General features: G+C 63.5%; 20 protein-coding genes. 8 read left to right on the top strand and 12 right to left on the bottom strand.

The genetic code is table 11. The features are described 5' to 3' along the window. Positions 1-287 precede the first annotated feature (287 nt). Positions 288-1376, top strand: coding sequence for an alanine dehydrogenase (ald, locus tag ABD283_RS04925; RefSeq protein ID WP_344223884.1), 1089 nt, complete (start codon positions 288-290; stop codon positions 1374-1376). Here the strand turns inward: ald and ABD283_RS04920 are convergent. Next, a complete protein-coding gene (locus tag ABD283_RS04920) occupies positions 1342-2772 on the bottom strand; it encodes an amino acid permease (protein ID WP_344223883.1) in 1431 nt (476 codons plus the stop codon). The two genes, ald and ABD283_RS04920, sit on opposite strands and share 35 nt — an antisense overlap. Positions 2773-3023: 251 nt before the next feature. Between ABD283_RS04920 and ABD283_RS04915 the strand changes: the two genes are divergently transcribed. After that, positions 3024-4313, top strand: coding sequence for an adenylosuccinate synthase (locus ABD283_RS04915; protein ID WP_344223881.1), 1290 nt, complete (start codon positions 3024-3026; stop codon positions 4311-4313). Positions 4314-4497: 184 nt separating this feature from the next. Next, on the top strand, positions 4498-6003 hold the full coding sequence (locus tag ABD283_RS04910) for an amino acid permease (protein ID WP_425552799.1): 1506 nt from the start codon (positions 4498-4500) through the stop codon (positions 6001-6003). Here the strand turns inward: ABD283_RS04910 and ABD283_RS04905 are convergent. Continuing rightward, positions 6000-6332, bottom strand: a complete 333-nt coding sequence (locus ABD283_RS04905; RefSeq protein WP_344223880.1) for a DUF202 domain-containing protein — start codon at positions 6330-6332, stop codon at positions 6000-6002. The genes ABD283_RS04910 and ABD283_RS04905 overlap by 4 nt on opposite strands. 3 nt (positions 6333-6335) lie before the next feature. Then, complete coding sequence (locus tag ABD283_RS04900; RefSeq protein WP_344223879.1) at positions 6336-6728, bottom strand: YidH family protein; 393 nt, start codon at positions 6726-6728, stop codon at positions 6336-6338. A 171-nt stretch (positions 6729-6899) separates the two neighbouring features. Between ABD283_RS04900 and ABD283_RS04895 the strand changes: the two genes are divergently transcribed. Further along, the gene (locus tag ABD283_RS04895; RefSeq protein ID WP_344223878.1) at positions 6900-7346 is read left to right on the top strand and encodes a DUF4190 domain-containing protein; all 447 of its coding nucleotides are present in this window, start codon (positions 6900-6902) and stop codon (positions 7344-7346) included. A 23-nt stretch (positions 7347-7369) separates the two neighbouring features. Here ABD283_RS04895 and ABD283_RS04890 read toward each other — a convergent pair whose 3' ends face one another. From ABD283_RS04890 to ABD283_RS04880, 3 genes are all read right to left on the bottom strand, one after another. Next, on the bottom strand, positions 7370-7558 hold the full coding sequence (locus ABD283_RS04890; protein WP_344223877.1) for a response regulator transcription factor: 189 nt from the start codon (positions 7556-7558) through the stop codon (positions 7370-7372). After that, positions 7555-9543, bottom strand: coding sequence for a M13 family metallopeptidase (locus ABD283_RS04885; RefSeq protein WP_344223876.1), 1989 nt, complete (start codon positions 9541-9543; stop codon positions 7555-7557). The genes ABD283_RS04890 and ABD283_RS04885 overlap by 4 nt, the downstream gene beginning before the upstream one ends. A gap of 127 nt (positions 9544-9670) precedes the next feature. Next, the gene (locus ABD283_RS04880) at positions 9671-10540 is read right to left on the bottom strand and encodes a formate/nitrite transporter family protein (protein WP_344223875.1); all 870 of its coding nucleotides are present in this window, start codon (positions 10538-10540) and stop codon (positions 9671-9673) included. 68 nt (positions 10541-10608) lie between these two features. On the opposite strand from ABD283_RS04880, the gene ABD283_RS04875 reads away from it, so the two are divergent. Further along, complete coding sequence (locus tag ABD283_RS04875) at positions 10609-10986, top strand: MmcQ/YjbR family DNA-binding protein (RefSeq protein WP_344223874.1); 378 nt, start codon at positions 10609-10611, stop codon at positions 10984-10986. A gap of 339 nt (positions 10987-11325) precedes the next feature. On the opposite strand, the gene ABD283_RS04870 is transcribed toward ABD283_RS04875, so the two are convergent. The 6 genes from ABD283_RS04870 to paaA all read right to left on the bottom strand — a co-directional run bounded on the left by ABD283_RS04870 (position 11326) and on the right by paaA (position 16159). Continuing rightward, the gene (locus ABD283_RS04870) at positions 11326-12099 is read right to left on the bottom strand and encodes an enoyl-CoA hydratase/isomerase family protein (RefSeq protein ID WP_344223873.1); all 774 of its coding nucleotides are present in this window, start codon (positions 12097-12099) and stop codon (positions 11326-11328) included. Positions 12100-12213: 114 nt separating this feature from the next. Continuing rightward, a complete protein-coding gene (paaE, locus tag ABD283_RS04865) occupies positions 12214-13407 on the bottom strand; it encodes a 1,2-phenylacetyl-CoA epoxidase subunit PaaE (protein ID WP_344223872.1) in 1194 nt (397 codons plus the stop codon). Between the two features lies 1 nt (position 13408). Beyond that, positions 13409-13987, bottom strand: coding sequence for a 1,2-phenylacetyl-CoA epoxidase subunit PaaD (paaD, locus tag ABD283_RS04860; RefSeq protein ID WP_344223871.1), 579 nt, complete (start codon positions 13985-13987; stop codon positions 13409-13411). 5 nt (positions 13988-13992) lie between these two features. Next, complete coding sequence (paaC, locus tag ABD283_RS04855) at positions 13993-14829, bottom strand: 1,2-phenylacetyl-CoA epoxidase subunit PaaC (RefSeq protein ID WP_344223870.1); 837 nt, start codon at positions 14827-14829, stop codon at positions 13993-13995. After that, the gene (gene paaB / locus ABD283_RS04850; protein WP_016995969.1) at positions 14826-15122 is read right to left on the bottom strand and encodes a 1,2-phenylacetyl-CoA epoxidase subunit PaaB; all 297 of its coding nucleotides are present in this window, start codon (positions 15120-15122) and stop codon (positions 14826-14828) included. Before paaB ends, paaC begins: the two co-directional genes overlap by 4 nt. A gap of 2 nt (positions 15123-15124) precedes the next feature. Beyond that, positions 15125-16159, bottom strand: a complete 1035-nt coding sequence (gene paaA / locus ABD283_RS04845; RefSeq protein WP_344223868.1) for a 1,2-phenylacetyl-CoA epoxidase subunit PaaA — start codon at positions 16157-16159, stop codon at positions 15125-15127. A gap of 202 nt (positions 16160-16361) precedes the next feature. Here paaA and paaI point away from each other — a divergent pair, with 202 nt between their 5' ends. The 3 genes from paaI to ABD283_RS04830 all read left to right on the top strand — a co-directional run bounded on the left by paaI (position 16362) and on the right by ABD283_RS04830 (position 18857). Beyond that, a complete protein-coding gene (gene paaI / locus ABD283_RS04840) occupies positions 16362-16772 on the top strand; it encodes a hydroxyphenylacetyl-CoA thioesterase PaaI (RefSeq protein WP_344223867.1) in 411 nt (136 codons plus the stop codon). A gap of 5 nt (positions 16773-16777) precedes the next feature. Then, positions 16778-18115 (top strand): phenylacetate--CoA ligase family protein, encoded by a 1338-nt coding sequence (locus ABD283_RS04835; RefSeq protein ID WP_344223866.1) that lies wholly within the window; start codon positions 16778-16780, stop codon positions 18113-18115. A gap of 112 nt (positions 18116-18227) precedes the next feature. Beyond that, the gene (locus ABD283_RS04830) at positions 18228-18857 is read left to right on the top strand and encodes a TetR/AcrR family transcriptional regulator (RefSeq protein ID WP_344223865.1); all 630 of its coding nucleotides are present in this window, start codon (positions 18228-18230) and stop codon (positions 18855-18857) included. The last annotated feature ends 180 nt before the right edge of the window (positions 18858-19037 follow it).

The raw sequence follows: 19037 nt of genomic DNA, 5'->3' as shown, positions 1-19037 counted from the left end.
GGAACGCAGCGAAACGGGACTTCGAAGTGCGACGCTCTGCCCAGAATGTTCGGGCCGCGAGCCTATGCCTGAAATGTGCCACTCTGATGGTTCCCGCGTGACGTCCCACTCCGAAAGGTGAAGTGCGAGTGTTCCCGCCCGATGACCGCTCGCGCCTTTGAACCGTTCCTGTATCGCAGATCACTACCCAGCGTGCACAATGGAGTGACACCCCGGGGTTCGACGCGGAGCCTTGAGCGCAATCAGCCTGGCTCGCGCGCCCCGCTTACGGCAGGAGCGTGGCAGTCATGCGGATTTCGGTTCCCCGCGAAGTCAAACCCGAAGAGGCGCGAGTCGGGCTGACCCCGGCCGTGGTCACGGCGTTGACGGGTCGAGGCCATGAAGTGTTCGTTGAGCGCGGGGCCGGTGAGGGCTCGGGTTTTGACGACGCCGCCTACGAGACCGCCGGGGCCGGCATGGTCAGTGTTGATGACGCGTGGAATAACGCGGACATGGTGGTCAAGGTCAAGGAACCCATTGCCCAGGAGTACGGCCACCTGCGCGAAGATCTCACGCTGTTCACCTATCTGCACTTGGCGGCCAGTCGCGATCTGACCGAAGCTTTGCTCAACAGTGGCACCACGGGCATCGCGTACGAGACGGTGCGCGTTGGGCGTACCTTGCCGCTACTGCGGCCCATGTCCGAAATTGCGGGGCGGCTGTCGATCGGCGCGGCCACCCGCTACATGCTGCACCACGAGGGCGGTCCCGGAATTCTGATGGGTCGTGTTCCGGGTGTGGTTCCACCGGTGGTGTTGGTCATCGGTGGTGGCACCGTGGGTGAGCATGCGGCACGTGCGGCCGTGGGGCTCGGAGCGGATGTCACCGTGCTGGACGCGAGCGGCGATCGGATTCGCGAGCTCGATCTCATGCTGCCGGGAGCGCGGATTCTCATGAGCGACCCGCACCGGATCGAGGAAGAATTGCCCAAGGCGGACGTGGTGGTGGGTGCCGTGCTGATCCCCGGCGCGGCGGCTCCCAAGCTGGTCACCCGGGAGCACCTGAAACTCCTCAAGCCGCACGCACTCCTGGTGGATGTGGCCGTTGACCAGGGTGGATGCTTCGAAACGACCCGCCCCACCAGCTACGACGACTCAACATATTACGTAGACGGCATACGTCACTACTGCGTGGCGAACATGCCCGGAGCGGTTCCGGTCACCGCCACCCAGGCGCTGACCAATGCCACCATGCCGTACGTTCTCAAACTGGCCGGCGGTGTGGAGCAGGCGCTGGAGAATGATCCGGGTCTGGCCGAGGGGTTGTCCACGTTCCAGGGCGTGCTGCGGTCCCCGGGCGTTGCTACGACTTTCCCGGATCTTCCGGCAGAGGTTTAGGCGGGTGCGTTAGTCCCTCGGGATCCGGTCGCGGCTTGATGAGGACCTTGCAAGCCAGCGCGATCAGGCACACCAGCATGAACGTGGCGATGAGCTGGAACCGGACCGCGGAATCGAAGAGACCCAGAACGATGATGGCAGCCAGCAACGCCAGGGCGAAGTAGGACAGCCACGGGAAGAGCCACATCTTCAGCGGTGATTCCACGCCCGCCCGGTCCGCGCGCTTGCGCAGGATGATCTGCGAGATCAGCGCGAGACCCCACACCACCAGGCACGTGGAACCGATCACGTTGAGCATGATGTTCAGGATGGTTTCGGGCCACAGGTAGTTCAACACCACCGCGATGAAACCGAACAGCACCGAGATCACTACTGCGGCGCGCGGCACGCCGCGTGTTGAGGTGGCCGCGAGTCCGCGCGGTGCGGAGCCGCGCCGAGCCAGCGAGTAGAGCATGCGCGAGCTGCCGTACACGTTGGCATTGAGCGCGGAGAGCAACGCCAGGATGATCACGATGTTCATCAGGACATCGGCACCCGGAATGCCGGCAACGTCAAGGACGGCCACGAACGGGCTGGAGGAAAGTTCGGTGTTGTTCCAGGGCTGCACCAGGACCATCACGGTCACGGCGCCCACGTAGAAGACCAGGATGCGGACCAGGATGGTGCGGATCGCAGCGGCCACGTTGCGCTGGGGATCTTCGGTTTCGGCGGCCGCAATGGTGACCAGCTCTGTGCCACCGAACGCGAAAATCACCACGAGGAGCGCGGCGGCGACACCCGTGATGCCGTTGGGCATGAACCCGCCGTGCTCGGTGAGATTGCTCAGCCCGGGGGACGGTGTGGGGAGCACTCCGACCAGCAAGAGGACGCCCACCACCAGGAACGCGACGACAGCGGCGACCTTGAGAAGCGCGAACCAGAACTCGGTTTCACCCAGGGTGCCCACACGCACCAGATTGATGGCGGTGAAGACCGCCATGAAGATCAGGGCCCAGACCCACTGGGGCAGTGAGGGCCACATTTCGGTGACCAACTGGGCTGCTGCCGTGGCCTCGGCCGCGACCACCACCACGATTTGTGCCCACCACAGCCAGCCGAGCGCGCGGCCCACGGTGGGGCCCATGGCCTTGCCGGCGTAGGTCGAGAAGGCGCCGGAGGAAGGGTCAGCTGCGGCCATCTCGCCGAGGGCACGCATGACCAGCACCAGCAGCAGGCAGGCCACCAGGTAGGAGATCAACACGGCGGGGCCAGCGGTCTGGATGGCCGCACCCGTTCCCACGAACAGGCCGGTGCCGATGGCCGAGCCCAGGGCCATCATCACCAAGTGGCGTGGCTTGAGGTAGCTGCTCTGCGTCTTCTGCGCGTTCTGAGTGTTGCTGTGGGGAGTGTGCTCCACCGGTCCGTCATGATAAGTACTGCTTCCCGTGCCCTGTGCTGGTGCAGAGGGAGCGGAGCTGGGGCGCGAATTCGACGGACTCATAGCCATCAACGTTACTCCCGTTCGGACCCTGATTCGGCACCGCGAAAGGTCACGAGGCTGTGGTTGTCGTCGCACCCCGTTAGAATCGGGAGGTACGCGCTCGTGGTGCGTACACCTCAACTGTTGTCGTGCCAAGTGGGTTCGCGCCCGGGCAGGAGAATTCTGTAATGCCAGCAATCGTGATCGTCGGTGCCCAATGGGGCGACGAGGGTAAAGGCAAGGCCACGGACCTCCTGGGTGGTCGAGTGGACTACGTGGTCAAGCCCAACGGCGGTAACAACGCCGGGCACACCGTGGTGGTGGGCGGCGAGAAGTTCGAGCTCAAGCTCCTTCCCGCGGGCATCCTCAGCCCCAACGCAACCTCGGTGATCGGCAACGGTGTGGTCATCAACCCGCAGGCCCTGTTCGAGGAGATCGACGGTCTCGAAGCCCGCGGAGCAGACACTTCCCACCTGCGTATCTCCGCCAACGCGCACCTGGTGGCCCCGTACCACCAGACCCTTGACCAGGTCACCGAGCGGTTCCTGGGCAAGCGAGCCATTGGTACCACAGGCCGCGGCATCGGGCCGACTTACATGGACAAAGTGGGCCGCCTGGGTATCCGCGTTCAGGACGTGCTGGACGAATCCATCCTGCGCCAGAAGATCGAGGGCGCCCTGCGCCAGAAGAACGAGCTGCTGGTCAAGCTGTACAACCGTCGCGCGTTCGAGGTCGACGAGATCGTCGAGTACTTCATGGGCTTTGCGGATCGCCTGGAGCCCATGATCGTGGACTCCACACGCTTGCTCAACGAAGCCCTCGACCGCGACGAAGTAGTGCTCATGGAAGGCGGTCAGGCCACGTTCCTGGACGTCGACCACGGCACCTACCCGTTCGTAACCTCCTCGAACCCCACCGCCGGCGGCGCATCCGTTGGCGCGGGCATCGGTCCCACGCGCATCACCCGCGTGATCGGCATTCAAAAGGCGTACACCACCCGCGTGGGTGCTGGCCCGTTCCCCACCGAGCTCTTTGACGACATGGGGGAGCAGCTGCGCAAGACCGGCGGCGAGTTCGGTGTGAACACCGGCCGCCCGCGCCGCACCGGCTGGTACGACGCCGTCATGGCCCGCCAGGCCTCGCGCATCAATGGCTTCACGGACCTGTTCATCACCAAACTGGACGTTCTCACCGGCCTGGACGAGATCCCGGTGTGCGTCGCCTATGACGTGGACGGTCAGCGTTTCGATGAAATGCCCATGACGCAGTCCGACTTCCACCACGCCAAGCCCATTTACGAGAACTTCCCGGGCTGGAAGGAAGACATCACGGGTGTCCGCAGCCTGGACGACCTTCCCGCAAACGCTCGCGCGTACGTCGAAGCGCTCGAGGGAATGTCCGGATGCCGCATCTCTGCAATCGGTGTCGGCCCCGACCGTGAGGACACCATTGTGGTTCGGGACCTGATCGAGGGCTGACCTACCGGTTCGCTGATACACGCGCCACGACGCCGCTCCACGCCGTGGAGCGGCGTCCTCGCGTTGAGGCCCGGGTCACCTGTAAACGGAACGGGTCCGGTAAGCTCGCACATTGTCACTCTCGTTCAGCTCCAGCCCCCGCGGAGTCCCCCGGAACGTGTAACGCCGATAGAGAGGCACGCTCGTGTCGAAGGAACCCGCTCCCGCTGTGAGCAGTAAGGCCGAGGACCAGGGGCTGCGGCGCAGCCTGGAAACCCGGCACATGACCATGATCGCGATGGGTGGCGCGATCGGTACGGGCCTGTTCGTGGCCTCCGGTAACTCGATTGCCACCGCTGGGCCCGGGGGCGCGCTGGTCGCCTACGTCGCCATTGGGCTGATGGTGTACCTGCTCATGCAGTCGCTGGGCGAAATGTCCGCGTGGCGGCCCACGTCCGGCTCGTTCGGTGATCACGCCGCGAACTACGTTTCACCGTCCTTCGGTTTTGCCATTGGCTGGAACTACTGGTTCAACTGGGCCATCACCTTGGCGGCAGAACTGGTGGCCGCGGCCCTGGTGATGCGCTATTGGTTCCCGGATGTCCCGTCCTGGATTTGGTCGGCGCTGTTCCTGCTGACAGTTTTCTCGCTGAACGCGCTGTCCACGCGTGCTTATGGCGAGGGCGAGTTCTGGTTGGCCGCCATCAAGGTGGCCGCGGTGGTCGTGTTCCTGGGGCTGGGCGTTCTGATGATCTCCGGCATCATGGGCGGTGAACCGTCCGGGTTCGACAATTGGACCGCCGGTGAAGCCCCGTTCGTGGGTGGGCCCATCACCATCCTGGCGATCTTCATGGTCGCGGGCTTCTCCTTCCAGGGCACCGAGCTGGTTGGTGTGGCCGCTGGTGAGGCCAGGAATCCGGAACGCACCGTACCCAAGGCCATTCGCACGGTGTTCTTCCGCATCTTGCTGTTCTACGTGGGTGCGATCACCGTGATCGGCTTCCTGCTGCCGTACACGCACCCCAACCTGCTCGCCTCGGACATCGAGGACGTTGCGATTTCGCCCTTCACCCTGGTGCTCGAGAACGCTGGTGTGGCTTTCGCATCCTCGATCATGAACGCCGTGATTCTCACGGCCATCCTGTCCGCGGGCAACTCAGGCTTGTATGCCTCCACACGTATGCTGTGGTCGCTGGCGATGGACGGTAAGGCACCCAAGTTCCTGCGCAAGCTCAACAAGCGCGGGATCCCCATGCGCGCGCTGCTGGCCACCTCGGCCTTCGGGCTGTTGGCCTTCGGTACCACGTGGTTCGGCGACGGCGCCGTGTACACCTGGCTGATCAACGCATCCGCGCTGGCGGGATTCATCGTGTGGGCCGGTATTGCCTGGACCCACTACAAGTTCCGTCAGGCGTTCAAGGCGCAGGGTCGCTCGGTCAAGGAACTGCCGTTCCGCGCCAAGTTCTTCCCCGCGGGGCCGATCATCGCGCTGGCCATGTGTTTGTTGGTGATCGTGGGCCAGAGCTACGAGGCATTCATCAACGACACGGTGACCCCGCTGTCCTTGCTGACCTCATACATTGGACTGCCGTTGTTCCTGGCGTTCTGGTTCGGTCACAAGTTCGCGACCAAGTCCCATGCGATCAACCCAGCGGAAGCTGATCTGTCCCGGAATCCGCAGATCGTGGATCACCGCGGTGATCGGGTCTAGAGCACTAAAACGGTGATCAGGCCCAGGACGCCCAGGGCCGCCACCGCTATGGCTGTCACCACAACGGCCACGGCGTCCGGTTCAACGTGTTGGTTGCTGATGCCTATGGATCCGCGCCGGTACCTTGCGCGCTGAGTAGCGTAAATGCCGATTGCCGTACATACAGCCAAGCCGAAGAGTGCCAGCACGAACGGTCCGTGTGTCGGTAGCCAGCGCAGGAAAATCGCTGCCGCGGTGCACAGAGCTAGCATGGTGCGTCCCCAGGACAACACCGTGCGTTCGGGCTGCAGTCCCGGGTCTTCGTGGAATCGTTCCGCAGTGCGTGCCATGGTTCAGCGGGTCAGTACTACAACCACCAGCACGCCTGAGGCGATGGCCCCGCCCACGGCCACCAGTGGCGCGATGATCGGTAGCGGCAGGGGTGCCTTGTGTCGCATGGAGCGTTCCACGCCGAGCCAGCGGAAGGTGGCTCCTGCGCTCAGCAGCATGCCCAGGAGCAGCAGCACGGTGGCCAGGAATTTACGGATGGCCAGGTCGAAGAGGTCGCCCGTGAAAGCTTCGATCGCGATTCCACCGGCCAGGAAGGCCAGGGAAGTGCGAATCCAGGCGAGGAACGTTCGTTCATTGGCCAGGGTGAAGCGAGGGTCGGGCTCGCTGCCACCCTTCAAGACGCGTTCACTGAATGAACTACGACGCCGCTCGGCGGGGTCTTCTGCGGAACTCACCTGGTCTCCTTCCTCGGGGATATTCAATCTAGAGGCCTCCGAGACACTCAGGGGGCTTTCCGGTCGACACACGCCATCGCGGTGAGGTTGGTGTTCTCAAATACTGCGGTGCGGGGGTTCTATGAGTCAGGATGGCATCAACTGCACGTTACGACCTCTCGGAGGCGCATCATGAGTTCCCCCCATTCCTCGGGTAACAACCCCACGAACTACCGTGACTCAGCACAAGACTACGTGCCGAGCGGCGGCGCTCAGGGAGGGACCCCTTCGGTGCCCGCCAACCCGGTGTCCCCCTACGGCCAGCCCGCGGGACGCTGGGAGTACGTGCCGTCCAGCGCCCAGGACGCCCAGCAGCAGGACCAGGCTGCCAGGAGTTCCGAGGCCTCCCTGGTTCTGGGAATTCTGGGTGTGGTCATTCTTCCCATCCTGGCTCCGTTCGCCCTGTGGCAGGCCTATAAGTCCGAGAAACTGGGCGGCCGGGCCACCTCCGGCAAGGTGCTCGGCTGGGTGGGTGTTGCTCTGCTGATCCTGGGCATCCTGTGGGCCATCCTCTTCTTCGCATTCTTCGGAGTGATGATGAGCGAAATCTCGAACTCGGTGAATTCCGCCACCGTTTAGGTCACGACCTGTATCCGGTGAAGTCAGAGTCTGATGAGGTCCCGTCGGAGTGCCTCGGTGACGGCTGACGTCCTGTCCTGAACCCCCAACTTGGTGAAGGCCCGCCGCAGGTGGGTCTTCACGGTTGTTTCACTGATGAACAGTTGCGAGGCCACTTGGGCGTTCGTGAGTCCCTGGGCTACACCGGTGAGCAATTCAACCCTCGCGGTCACCAAATCGCTACGCGCTCCTCCTGCGGCAACCACATCTCATCCGATTCCTGTACGTCGAAGGCTTCGTAGAAGGCATCCACGTTGCGCGGGGTCTGGGCGGCGCGGAATTCCGCGGGGGAGTGCGGGTCCGTGGCGATGCGCGTCTTGAGCGCCTCGTCGCGGGACTTCTCCTGCCACACGTAGGCCCATGACACGAACAACCGCTGTGCCGGGGTGAACCCGTCGATGGGTTCGGTGTCCGGGGAGGCCTTCTTGTCCTGCGCCGCGCGCCAGGCCTTGTACGCGATGGACAGCCCGCCCAGGTCGCCGATGTTCTCACCCAGGGTCAGCTCACCGTTGAGCGTGGGGGCGTTCTCGGAACCGTTGAACTGTGCCGGGGACAGTGCCGCGTACTGGTCCACCAGGCGCGCGGTGCGGGACTCGAAAGCCTCGCGATCGGCGTCGGTCCACCAATTGCGCAACTTGCCCTCGCCGTCGCACGTGGAACCCTTGTCGTCGAAGCCGTGGCCGATCTCGTGACCGATCACCGCACCGATGCCTCCGTAGTTCACTGCGTCGTCCGCGTCCTGGCTGAAGAACGGCGGCTGCAGAATGGCGGCGGGGAACACGATCTCGTTGCGCAGCGGGTGGTAGTAGGCGTTCACGGTCTGCGGGGTCATGAGCCACTCGTGCTTCTCTACGGGTTGGCCTGCCTTGCGGGCCATCTCGTCCACCGCGAACTGCGAGGTGCGCACCACGTTGCCCATCAGATCCTCGCCGTCCATGTACAGCGCTGAGTAGTCCTTCCACTTCTCCGGGTACCCGATCTTGGGGGTGAACCCCGAGAGCTTCTTGAGCGCCTCCGCACGGGTGTCCTCGGTCATCCAGTCGAGGGTCTCGATGGAATCGCGGTACGCGCCCAGCAGGTTGTCCACCAGCTCGTCCATGCGTGCCTTGGCCACGGGCGGGAAGTATTCCTGTACGTACAGCTCGCCCACGGCCTCGCCGAGCGCGCCATTAACCAGGGCCACGCCGCGCTTCCAGCGGTCCTTGAGCTGCGGGGTTCCGGACAGCACCGTTCCGTAAAAGGCGAAGTTCTCGAGCACGAACGCTTCCGGCAGGTACGACGCTCGCGCGGAGACCACGTGCCAACGCGCCCAGGACTTCCAGGCGGGCAGCAGTTCGTCCGTAATCAGTTCGTCCAAGCCGGTGAAGAAGCTGGGCTGGGCGTTGACCACGGTGGCCAACTGATCCTCGGTCAGGCCCACGCCCAACAGCACGGAGTACCAGTCCAGGTGGGAGACCTGCCCGGCGAGCTCGGTGAACGTCATGGGGTTGTACATCTTGGTCAGGTCACGCACGGTGACCTTGTCCCAGTGATGGGAAGCAATGCGCGTCTCGAGGTCCAGCACGGCTTGAGCCTGCTCAGCGGCGTGATCGAAGCCCGCGAGCGAAAGCATCTTCTCCACGTGGGATACGTACTTCTCACGGATCTCTTGGTACTGGTCCTCGCGGTAGTACTCCTCGTCCGGTAGGCCCAGTCCCGACTGTCCCACGAACACCATGTTGCGCTGCGGATCACCGGGATCGGAGTCCAGATCGATGTCCAGGGCGCCGCCGATGCCACGGCGCAGGGCCGTGCCGAACCACCGCGACAGGGACTCGGTGGAATCCACGGCCTCGACCGCGTCCAGATCTTCGCGCAGCGGTTCCGTACCGAGGGCTTCAATGCGCTTGGTGTCCATGAAGGATGCGTAGAGCAAGGCGATCTTCTGTTCGGAACTCTGCCCCGCGGCGGCGTCGTCAGCGTCCGGCTTGGCCTGCGTGATGATGTTCCGCACGGCCTCCTCGGCCTGATCACGCAACTCGATGAATGCGCCCGTGGTGGCCTTGTCATCGGGGATGGTCGCGTTGGCCAGCCAGGTCCCGTTCACGAACCGGAACAGGTCGTCCTGGGGGCGTACGGAGCGGTCGAATGCTTGCAGATCAAACACGGAAGTGGTCATGCGACCACGCTACTGAACCGTGGTGACGCGCACTACAGAGCCCCCGAGCTGTTCCCGAAGGGCAGAAATGACGGCCCCGCTCATAGCGCTCGACGACGCCGCCCGCGGCCTCGCGTGGCGCGCTCGGCTAGTCGTCCTGGTCCTCTTCGCCGTCTTCAATGGTCGCCTCGGAAATGCGTTCCCCGCGGCGCTCGGCCATCAGGAGCTCCCAGGTACGGATCAAACGCGGCAGTGTGATGATCACCAGGCCGCCCACCATGTTCAACGGGATCACCCACGCGAACCACACGAGCCAGTCAGTGTAGGAGTAGTCCCAGCCGGCGTGCATGGCGCCGAACATCACAATGGAGTTCAGGGCGCCGTGAAGCATGCCCATCCCCACCACTAGCAAGCCGCCGATCAACGAGATGATCGCGGTCATCACATCATTGCCCGCACCCTGCTGCATCCGGGTCATCAGGGTGATGGTCGAACCCGCTATCAATGCCAAGCACACCGTTTCGAAGGTGAGACCGTCCGCCACGTACCCGCTTGAGACCTTGATCAGGGAATCCGTCATGTCCGGGAAAGCCGCGACCACCACCCACATGAAGGCCCAACCTCCCGCCAAGTTCGTCACCAGAGTCACGGTCCACAACCGGACCAGTGAGAGCCATGAACCGTGGCCGGCCACCACTGCGTTGATGGGCAGCAGGAAATCCTCGGTGAACAACTCCGAGTGGGCGAGCCGCAAGGCCAGCAGTCCGATGCCGAACGCAATGCCGGACAGGAGCTTGGAGCCCGTGGCATCCATGACGGCCATCATGGCCAGGATGCCCAAGCCCACGTCGATACCGCCGAACAGGCCCGTGATGATCAGGGCTCGCCATGTACGGTGCAGCCGGTCGGTGCCTTCTTGGACCGTGTTCTGAAATTCTTGGACCAGCTCGTCCTCGAGGGGCTGGTCGGTGCGGCCGGAGGCCCTGCGCTTGGTTTCACTGCTCGACTGGTCGGACATGAGCAAATGGTAAGTCAACTTTGCTCCCGCCCGGAGCATCATGCATTTGCGGCGCGTAGATTCTTCTCATGGACGGAGAACAGATCCAGCGCTACGCCTCCGAGATCGCTGCGGAGTTGCCCTCGGCCGAACAGGACTCCCCGTTCGGAGATGAGACCGCGGTCTACCGAGTGGCCGGCAAGATCTTCATTCTTGTGGCGTCCCCGTACGGCAGGCCGCTGGTGAATCTTAAGGTGGATCCCGAGCACTCCGTGGCCCTGCGCCAGACCGTGGAGGGTGTCGAACCCGGCTGGCACATGAACAAGAAGCACTGGATTTCTCTAGTGGGTTCAGAACAGCTCACTGAGGAACTCGTCACGGAGCTGGTGCACGAGTCCTACGAGCTGATAGTCGAGTCCCTACCCAGGAAAAACAGGCCGGTGGAATACCGCTTCAAGGCCAACTGAATAGCGCTTCTATTCGTGCGTTAAGAATTAAAGGTTCCGTTTGAGTCACGACCCTTGCAAAATCAATAGAAAGGGTGCTTACTGTATATATGGAACGTGGCTCAGAGCACTGCTCGTACGGTACTTACAAGTGGATCCAGGGTGCCGTACCAACCGCGATTCCAGGACGTCACTGTGGCGCCCGTTCATGGCCCACCACGTCGAGCTGCACCTTAGCTAGGTGCAACGGCGGTTCACCGGGACGACGTCCATGAGCGGAAGGGGCGGGTACCGGCGCGATCATTCGGGGGAGAACTTCGCGTCCGTACCCGCTCCGTGGCTTCAGTGACGTTCCCCGTGTCAGCCCTGACCAGTGAACTCCGGCTTGCGCTTCTCCTGGAACGCCGCGAAACCTTCCGCGTAGTCCTCAGTTGAGCACAGTGCCGCCTGCGCCTTGTTCTCCGAGGCTATGGAGTCCCACAGGCCCACCTTGGAGTCGCGCACCTGAGCCACCAATTTCTTGGACGCCACGTAAGCCTGGGTGGCACCCTTGGCGGCCTTGGAGACGCGCTTCATGGTGAAGTCCAGCAGCTCGTCACCGGGGACGGAACGAGAGAACAGCCCGGCGGTCACGGCTTCAGCGCCCTTCATCATTTCCGCCGTATAAATCAGATCCAGGGTGCGGTGAGCGCCCAGCCGCTCGGTGAACAGCGCGTGCCCACCCGAATCGAGCGTGGCACCCAAGTTGGCGAACGGCGACCCGATGGTTGCATCCTCCGCCACGTACACGACGTCCGTGGCAATCGCCAGGCCCAGCCCCACGCCCAGGCACGCGCCGTGCACGGCTGCGAACGTCGGCGCCGGGAACTCGGACATCTGCTGCAGCAGCGGCTGGACCTTGCCGGACAGGTACGCATCCGTGTCATCGGTGGCCGGATCCACGTGCGAGATATCGCGGCCCGCGCAGAACGCCCGTCCCTCACCGCGCAGCACCAGCGCGCGCACCCCGGCCTGCTCGGCCTCGGTATAAGCCTCGCGCAACTCGTCCAGCGCGGCAGCATCCAGCGAGTTCAGCTTCTTGGGTGCGTTGAGCACCACGTGGGCGATGTCGTCCTCGATCGTCAGATCAATCATGGGGTTCTCCTTGCGATTCGGTTCCTACGCCCGGTCTCGACCGTGGCGAGCGGGCACATACGACGACGACGCCGCGCGGGTACCAGCGCGGCGTCGTCAGCAAAGCACACGAACTCAGGCGTCGAAGTCGACGCTCAGTTCCTTGGACGTGGGGCGGGTCTGGCAGGTCAGTACGTAACCGGCATCCACCTCGTCCTTCTCGAGGGCGAAGTTCTCCTCCATCTCGAACTCGCCATCGGTCACCTTGGCGCGGCACGTACCACACACGCCGCCGGCGCAGGCGAACGGAACGTCCGGGCGCACGCGCAGTGCGGCGTTGAGGACGGTCTCGTTGGCTGACATCGGGGACTCGACCTCGCCGCTGGCGCCGTCGAGATTGAAGGTGATCTTGTAGTTGTCACCCTTGGGGTCGGCCTTGACCACGCGACCCTGCTGACCCTGCGGTGCGGCCGGCTTGCCCGTGGTGAACAACTCGAAGCGCACCTTGGACTCGTCCACGCCGCGTTCCTTGAGGGTGTCGCGGCACATCTGGACCAGCTCGAACGGACCGCACAGGAACCACTCGTCTGCGGTGTTCACCTGAATCACGTGATCCAGCAACTCTTCCAACTTGTCGTGGTCGATGCGACCGGACATCAGCGGCGAGATGCGCTGCTCCCGGGAGAGCACGTGGTGGATGGCCACACGCGAGGGGTACTTGTCCTTGAGGTCACCGAGTTCCTCGGCGAACATCACGTCCATCGAGGAGCGGTTCGCGTAGACCAAGTCCATGGAAGCGGTGTCCGAGGCCCGCAGGATTGCCCGGGCAATGGACATGATGGGGGTGATGCCGGAACCGGCGGCGAAGGCCACCAGGTGAACGTTCTTGTTCTTGGCCACCTCCTTGCGCGCCAGTTCCTCCGGGTTGTTCATGGAGGTGATGTTCACCTTGGACGTGAAAGCGCCCTGCGGGTTCATCACGTCCAGGACGTCGCCGACCTTGAGCTGCTCGTTGGCCCACGTGGAAAAAACGCCGCCCATGTCCTTCTTGATGGCCACGCGGATTTCTCCCGGTTTGGGGTCCGCGCAGATCGAGTAGGAGCGGCGCACCTCGTGGCCGTTGATCTGGGCGCGCACAGCAACGTACTGGCCCGGAAGGTAGTCGTAGTCGTCCACGAGGTCCTCGGGCACCGCGAACGTCACCTCCACGGAATCGGAGGTGAGCTTACGCACCTCGGACACCTCGAGGGTGTTGAACGTGCCCCGGCGCTTGGCGGCGGGCTTGGCCTCGCCGGCCTCAGATCCAGTGGCCTCAATGGTTTCGCTCATGTCAGTGCACCTTGAAGTAGTCGAAGGGTTCCTTGCAGTTGTTGCAGACCCACAGGGCCTTGCACGAGGTGGACCCGAAGCGGGTCATCTCTCGCGTGTTCAACGAACTGCAGCGAGGACATTTGACGGACAGGGCCAAACGGACCGGTCCCGAATTGTGCCCGGCGGCCGTGCGGCCGGTGGGCGGGGCAATGCCGTACTCGGTGAGCTTGGCCTGGCCGGCCTCACTCATCCAGTCCGTGGTCCACGCCGGACGCAACACCTGCACAATGCGCACGTTGCGGTAACCGGCGGCCTGAACCACGGTCTCCAGATCTGCGGCCATGGTGTCCATGGCCGGGCAACCGGAATACGTGGGCGTGATCACCACAACGGTCTCGTCCTGGCCCGCGTACGCATCACGCAGCACACCCAGATCCTCCAGCGTGAGCACGGGGATCTCGGGATCGCACACGGTCGCGGCGACATCCCACAGCTTGGCGTCCTCCGGGTCGGAGGGCCGCTGGGACGGGCCCAGCGGCAACTCGCGCGGAGCGGCGTCGTTGCGAAGTACGGAATCGGAAGAAACACGTGAGGTCATTCAGATCACCACTTAGCTCCGGGGTGCTTCCGCGCGAGGTACTGCATCTCGGCCAGGATGTAGCCGCGGTACTCCGAGTACTCACCGTCGCGCGGAGAGTCCGACAAACGAGCCTGCGTGACCTTGGGAACCTCGAGCTCCGCCTCGGCCAGCAGCGCCTCGATACGCTTCATGGTGTTCTCACGCAGTGTGGACGGGCGGACCGCGATGCCCTCGAGTTCGTCGTGCAGCGGCTCGTCAGCGAACAGCTCATCCAGGTAGGGCCACATGTAGTAGAGGCCTTCCTCGATACGACGCTTGGACTCCTCAGTTCCCAGGCCCAGGCGCAGAATCCACTGTGCCGCGTGGTCCTGGTGGTACTCGACCTCCTTGACCGCCTTGTCCGCGATGGCGGCCAGGGTCTGGTCCTGGGAGGACTGCAGTGCCGAGTAGAGCTCGTACTGGTAGAAGGAGAACAACAGCTGACGGGCAATGGTCTGCCCGAAATCACCGTTCTCCTGCTCAACCAGGCGAACCGAGCGGAACTCCTCTTCCTCACGGAAGTACGCGAGGTCATCCTCGGTCTTGCCCCACGCGGAACCCGCGTAGGTCAGCAGGAAGCGGGCGTGGCCGACCATGTCCAGGGCGATGTTGCCCAGGGCAATGTCTTCCTCGAGCTCGGGAGCACGGGAGATCCACCAGCCCAGACGCTGAGCCAGCATCAGGGAATCATCGCCGAGACGCAGTGCGTACCGGGCAACCGGCTCGGATGCCTTGCCGCCCGAACCCGCGATGTCCTCCGCAGTGATCGCGTTACCCGCGGACTGCTTGGTCGCGGAATCGTGTGATGCGAAAGCGCTCACAGGTGCTTCACCCCTTCACTCTTGGTGTAGTAGGTGGCGTGGCGGTAGCTCTTACCCTGAGCGGACTCGAAGTAGCCGCCCTTGGAATCCGGATCGGACGAGGTGATCGCGTCAGCCGGGACGACCCACACGCTGGTGCCCTCGTTGCGACGGGTGTACAGGTCGCGTGCGTTGCGCACGGCCATGGTGGCGTCCGGGGCGTGCAACGAACCCGCGTGCACGTGGGACAGGCCGCGCGAGGACCGCACGAAGACCTCCCACAGGGGCCAGTTACCGGTGGTGTTTTCGCTCATGTTCAGGCTCCGATGAGTTCGGCGGACGCGCGGCCCGCAACAATGCTGACTTCTTCGTTCTCGTCTGCAGACCCTGCTGCCTCGGCAGCGGCCTGCATCTGACGCTTGGCGTAGGCCTCGGCGGCCTCGCGCACCCAAGCGCCGTCGTTGTGGGCCTTGCGGCGGCGCTGCATGCGCTGCACGTTGCACGGACCGGAACCCTTGATCACGGACATGAACTCGTCCCAGTCCAGCTGGCCGTAGTCGTAGTGACCGCGCTCCTCGTTCCACTTCAGATCGGGGTCCGGCAGGGTCAGGCCCAGGGCCTCTGCCTGCGGAACGATCATGTCCACGAAACGCTGGCGCAGCTCATCGTTGGAGAAGCGCTTGATGTTCCACTCCATGGACTGCTGGGAGTTGGGGGAGTCGGCATCCGGCGGGCCGAACATCTGCAGTGCGGGGCCGTAGGTGCGGTTCACGGCGTCCTGGGCCATCTGCTTCTGCTCCTTGGAGCCGTGGGAGAGTTCGTAGAGAATCTCCCAGCCCTGGCGCTGGTGGAAGGACTCTTCCTTGCAGATGCGGACCATGGCGCGGCCGTACGGCCCGTAGGAGGCACGGCACAGGGGAACCTGGTTGCAAATGGCTGCGCCGTCCACCAGCCAGCCGATTGCGCCCATGTCCGCCCAGGTGCGGGCCGGGTAGTTGAAGATCGAGGAGTACTTGGCCTTGCCGGAGAGCAACTGCTCGTTGAGGACCTCGCGGGGGGTGCCCAGGGTCTCGGCGGCGGAGTACAGGTACAGACCGTGGCCGGCCTCGTCCTGGACCTTGGCCATCAGGATGGCCTTGCGCTTGAGGCTCGGTGCGCGGGTGATCCAGTTGGCTTCCGGCTGCATGCCGATGATTTCCGAGTGCGCGTGCTGAGAAACCTGGCGGGTCAGGGTCTTGCGGTAGGCCTCGGGCATCCAGTCGCGGGGCTCGATGCGGGAATCGTCCGCAATGAGCGTGTCGAAGTGCTGCTGGTCCACGGAGTTTTCGGTGGAAGTGGTTTGTTCAGTCATGGTGTCCCTCAGTTCACGGATGAGTTGGGGCGGAGCAAGCTGCCGCGGACTCCGCTTCGATAATAACTGACCGCTCGTTCAGAATATAGCGGTAGGATGTGGTCGTCAACACATAACCTCAGAAATTGTGATCCACTTGACAGGACATCACATTCTGCGATTCCCTACTGACCATTCGGTCATATAATGTGAGGGAGACAACATGCCGGAACATCCGATTCTCCGCGGTGACAAGACCTCGGAGTGGCTGGGGATCACGGTTCACCGTGCGGACCCGGGCCACGCTGTGATCAGCATGACCGTGCGGGAGGAGATGCTCAACGGTTTCGGCATCGTCCACGGGGGCATGATCTTCAGCCTGGCTGATTCGTGCTTCGCCATGGCCTGCAATGACCCCACCGGGGATGGCAGCACCATCACGGTGGCGCAGGGCGTGGACATCAACTTCATTAGTTCAGCTCGAGTCGGTCAGACCCTGACCGCCGAGGGTCGTGAGATCGCCACCACCGGTCGCAGTGGACTCTACGACATGCGCGTCACCGCCGAAGACGGCTCAGTGATCGCTCATTTCCGCGGCCGTAGCCGTACCGTGCCCAATCGTCAGAAAGCTTGAAGGTCATGACCACCTGCTCCGTTCCCAATCCGTACAAGCCCACCAAGTCTGCGGATCCCACGCAGCCGGATCCCGAAGAGACCATGAGCCGGGACCAGATCGAGGCGCTGCAGACTGAGCGTCTCAACTGGACCCTGCACTACGCCTACGAGAACGTCCCGGCGTACAAGGAGCTCTTCGACGAGCACGGCGTGCACCCGGATGACTTCAAGGAACTGGAAGACCTGGCCAAGTTCCCGTACACGGACAAGGAATTCCTGCGGAAGTCCTACCCGTTCAAGTCCTTCGCGACCCCCATGTCCGAGATCCGCCGCATCCACGCGTCCTCCGGAACCACCGGTCAGCCCACCGTGGTGGCTTACACCGAGGATGACCTGGACACCTGGGGCACCCTGGTGGCCCGTTGCTTCCGCATGTCCGGTGTGAAGCCCGGTGACAAGGTGCACAACGTGTACGGCTACGGCCTGTTCACCGGTGGGCTGGGTGCCCACTACGGAGCCGAGCGCCTCGGTTGCGCCGTGATCCCGATGTCCGGCGGCCAGACCGACAAGCAGGTTCAGCTGATCCAGGACTTCCAGCCTGATGCCATTCTGTCCACCCCCACCTACCTGCTGACCATTGCTGATGGCTTCCGCAAGCACGGTATCGATCCGCGTGAAACCTCCATCAAGCACGCTGTGCTCGGTGCCGAGCCGTGGACCGAAGAGATGCGTCACGAGATCGAGAAGACCTTCGACATCACCGCGTGCGACATCTACGGTCTGTCCGAGGTCATGGGCCCCGGCGTGGCCGGCGAGTCCGTGGAAACCAGGGACGGCTCCCACGTGTGGGAGGACCACTTCCGCCCGGAGATCATCGACCCGTTCGATGATCGCGTGCTGGACACCGGCGAGCCCGGCGAGCTGGTCTTCACCGCACTGACCAAGCAGGCGCTGCCGATCATCCGCTACCGCACCCACGACCTGACCCGCTTGCTGCCGGGCACGGTGCGCCCGGGGCACCGTCGCATGGGTCGCATCACGGGTCGCTCGGACGACATGATCATTCTGCGCGGTGTGAACCTGTTCCCGTCCCAGATCGAGGAACTTGCCCTGCAGATCCCGACTCTGTCCCCGCACTTCACGCTGGAGATCACCCGGCCCAAGCGCATGGACCAGATGACCATCCACATCGAACGTCGCGATGAGGTCACCCTCGAGGAGGCCCAGGAGGGCGGCAAGAAGCTCGTGCACGAGATCAAGACCAAGATCGGTTCTTCGGCCGCGATCAACGTGGTGGAGCCCGGCTCGCTGGAGCGCTCCTCCGGCAAACTGCGCCGCATCTACGATCACCGCGATAAGTGATCTCTGATCAGGCATGACGCCGAGCACCGGAGGGTTTCCTCCGGTGCTCGTTGCGTTCGGCTCGCGGTAGCCTGTAGTGATTGCTCAGTAACAGAAAGTAGAGTCCGGTTTCATGCCAGCTCAGCCACGCTCCCTCACACACGACGACGCCGCTTCGGCGCCTCGTCGCGGTCGTCCCGGTTACGACCGGGAGACCTTGCTGGCCGTGTGTGTGGAGGTGTTCAACCGCCACGGTTATGACGCTACGTCCATGGGAACCTTGTCCTCCCACTTGGGTATCTCCAAGTCCGCGATCTACCACCATGTGGCTTCCAAAGAAGAGATCCTGGAGCAGGCGCTCAATCGCGCGTTGGACTCTTTGGAGGAAGTGTTCGATCGGGTTCAGGCCACCGACTCCCGCGCCGTGAACAAGCTTGAGATGATCATCCAGGGTTCCGTCCGGGTGCTCGTGGATCAAATGCCCTACGTGACGTTGCTGCTGCGCCTGCGCGGGAACTCGCCGGTCGAGCTGAAGGCCCTCGAGCGGCGTCGGCAATTGACGCGCATGGTCGAAAACCTGGTGCGTGAGGCCCAGGAAGAGGGCGATGTGCGAACCGATATCTCCGGTAAATCCGCGCCGCGTCTGATGCTGGGCATGGTCAACTCGATCGTGGACTGGTACCAGCCCGATCGCTCCGGAACCGTGGACCAGCTTTCGGATACCGCGGTCAAGATGATCTTCGCCGGTCTGCGGGCGATGTAGCGGCACCTCTCGAGCCACTGCCGAGATCTGAGTCATCCTCAGGCCACCGCCAAGATTTGCGACACTTTCACGCCGCTCAGAGCGGTTCTGGGCGGCTTTAGAGTGTCGGGAATCTGCCCGATCGTGCCGAGCGGCCTCAAAGTGACTGAGATCTGGTCCTAGTCAGGTGGCAGTAACGCA

The sequence above is a fragment of the Kocuria atrinae genome, assembly GCF_039531425.1.
Classification (GTDB): domain Bacteria; phylum Actinomycetota; class Actinomycetes; order Actinomycetales; family Micrococcaceae; genus Kocuria; species Kocuria atrinae.
Note: the sequence above shows the minus strand (reverse complement) of the source record. Positions and strands in the feature narration are given on the sequence as shown.

Excerpts from the sequence above, each read along its gene's own strand:
- paaD (WP_344223871.1), bottom strand. The coding sequence starts at position 13,987 with ATGACCTCACGTGTTTCTTCCGATTCCGTACTTCGCAACGACGCCGCT.
- ABD283_RS04875 (WP_344223874.1), top strand. The coding sequence starts at position 10,609 with ATGGACGGAGAACAGATCCAGCGCTACGCCTCCGAGATCGCTGCGGAG.
- paaB (WP_016995969.1), bottom strand. The coding sequence starts at position 15,122 with ATGAGCGAAAACACCACCGGTAACTGGCCCCTGTGGGAGGTCTTCGTG.
- ABD283_RS04905 (WP_344223880.1), bottom strand. The coding sequence starts at position 6,332 with ATGGCACGCACTGCGGAACGATTCCACGAAGACCCGGGACTGCAGCCC.
- paaI (WP_344223867.1), top strand. The coding sequence starts at position 16,362 with ATGCCGGAACATCCGATTCTCCGCGGTGACAAGACCTCGGAGTGGCTG.
- ald (WP_344223884.1), top strand. The coding sequence starts at position 288 with ATGCGGATTTCGGTTCCCCGCGAAGTCAAACCCGAAGAGGCGCGAGTC.
- ABD283_RS04835 (WP_344223866.1), top strand. The coding sequence starts at position 16,778 with ATGACCACCTGCTCCGTTCCCAATCCGTACAAGCCCACCAAGTCTGCG.
- paaE (WP_344223872.1), bottom strand. The coding sequence starts at position 13,407 with ATGAGCGAAACCATTGAGGCCACTGGATCTGAGGCCGGCGAGGCCAAG.
- ABD283_RS04915 (WP_344223881.1), top strand. The coding sequence starts at position 3,024 with ATGCCAGCAATCGTGATCGTCGGTGCCCAATGGGGCGACGAGGGTAAA.
- ABD283_RS04880 (WP_344223875.1), bottom strand. The coding sequence starts at position 10,540 with ATGTCCGACCAGTCGAGCAGTGAAACCAAGCGCAGGGCCTCCGGCCGC.
- paaA (WP_344223868.1), bottom strand. The coding sequence starts at position 16,159 with ATGACTGAACAAACCACTTCCACCGAAAACTCCGTGGACCAGCAGCAC.
- ABD283_RS04870 (WP_344223873.1), bottom strand. The coding sequence starts at position 12,099 with ATGATTGATCTGACGATCGAGGACGACATCGCCCACGTGGTGCTCAAC.
- ABD283_RS04885 (WP_344223876.1), bottom strand. The coding sequence starts at position 9,543 with ATGACCACTTCCGTGTTTGATCTGCAAGCATTCGACCGCTCCGTACGC.
- ABD283_RS04830 (WP_344223865.1), top strand. The coding sequence starts at position 18,228 with ATGCCAGCTCAGCCACGCTCCCTCACACACGACGACGCCGCTTCGGCG.
- ABD283_RS04895 (WP_344223878.1), top strand. The coding sequence starts at position 6,900 with ATGAGTTCCCCCCATTCCTCGGGTAACAACCCCACGAACTACCGTGAC.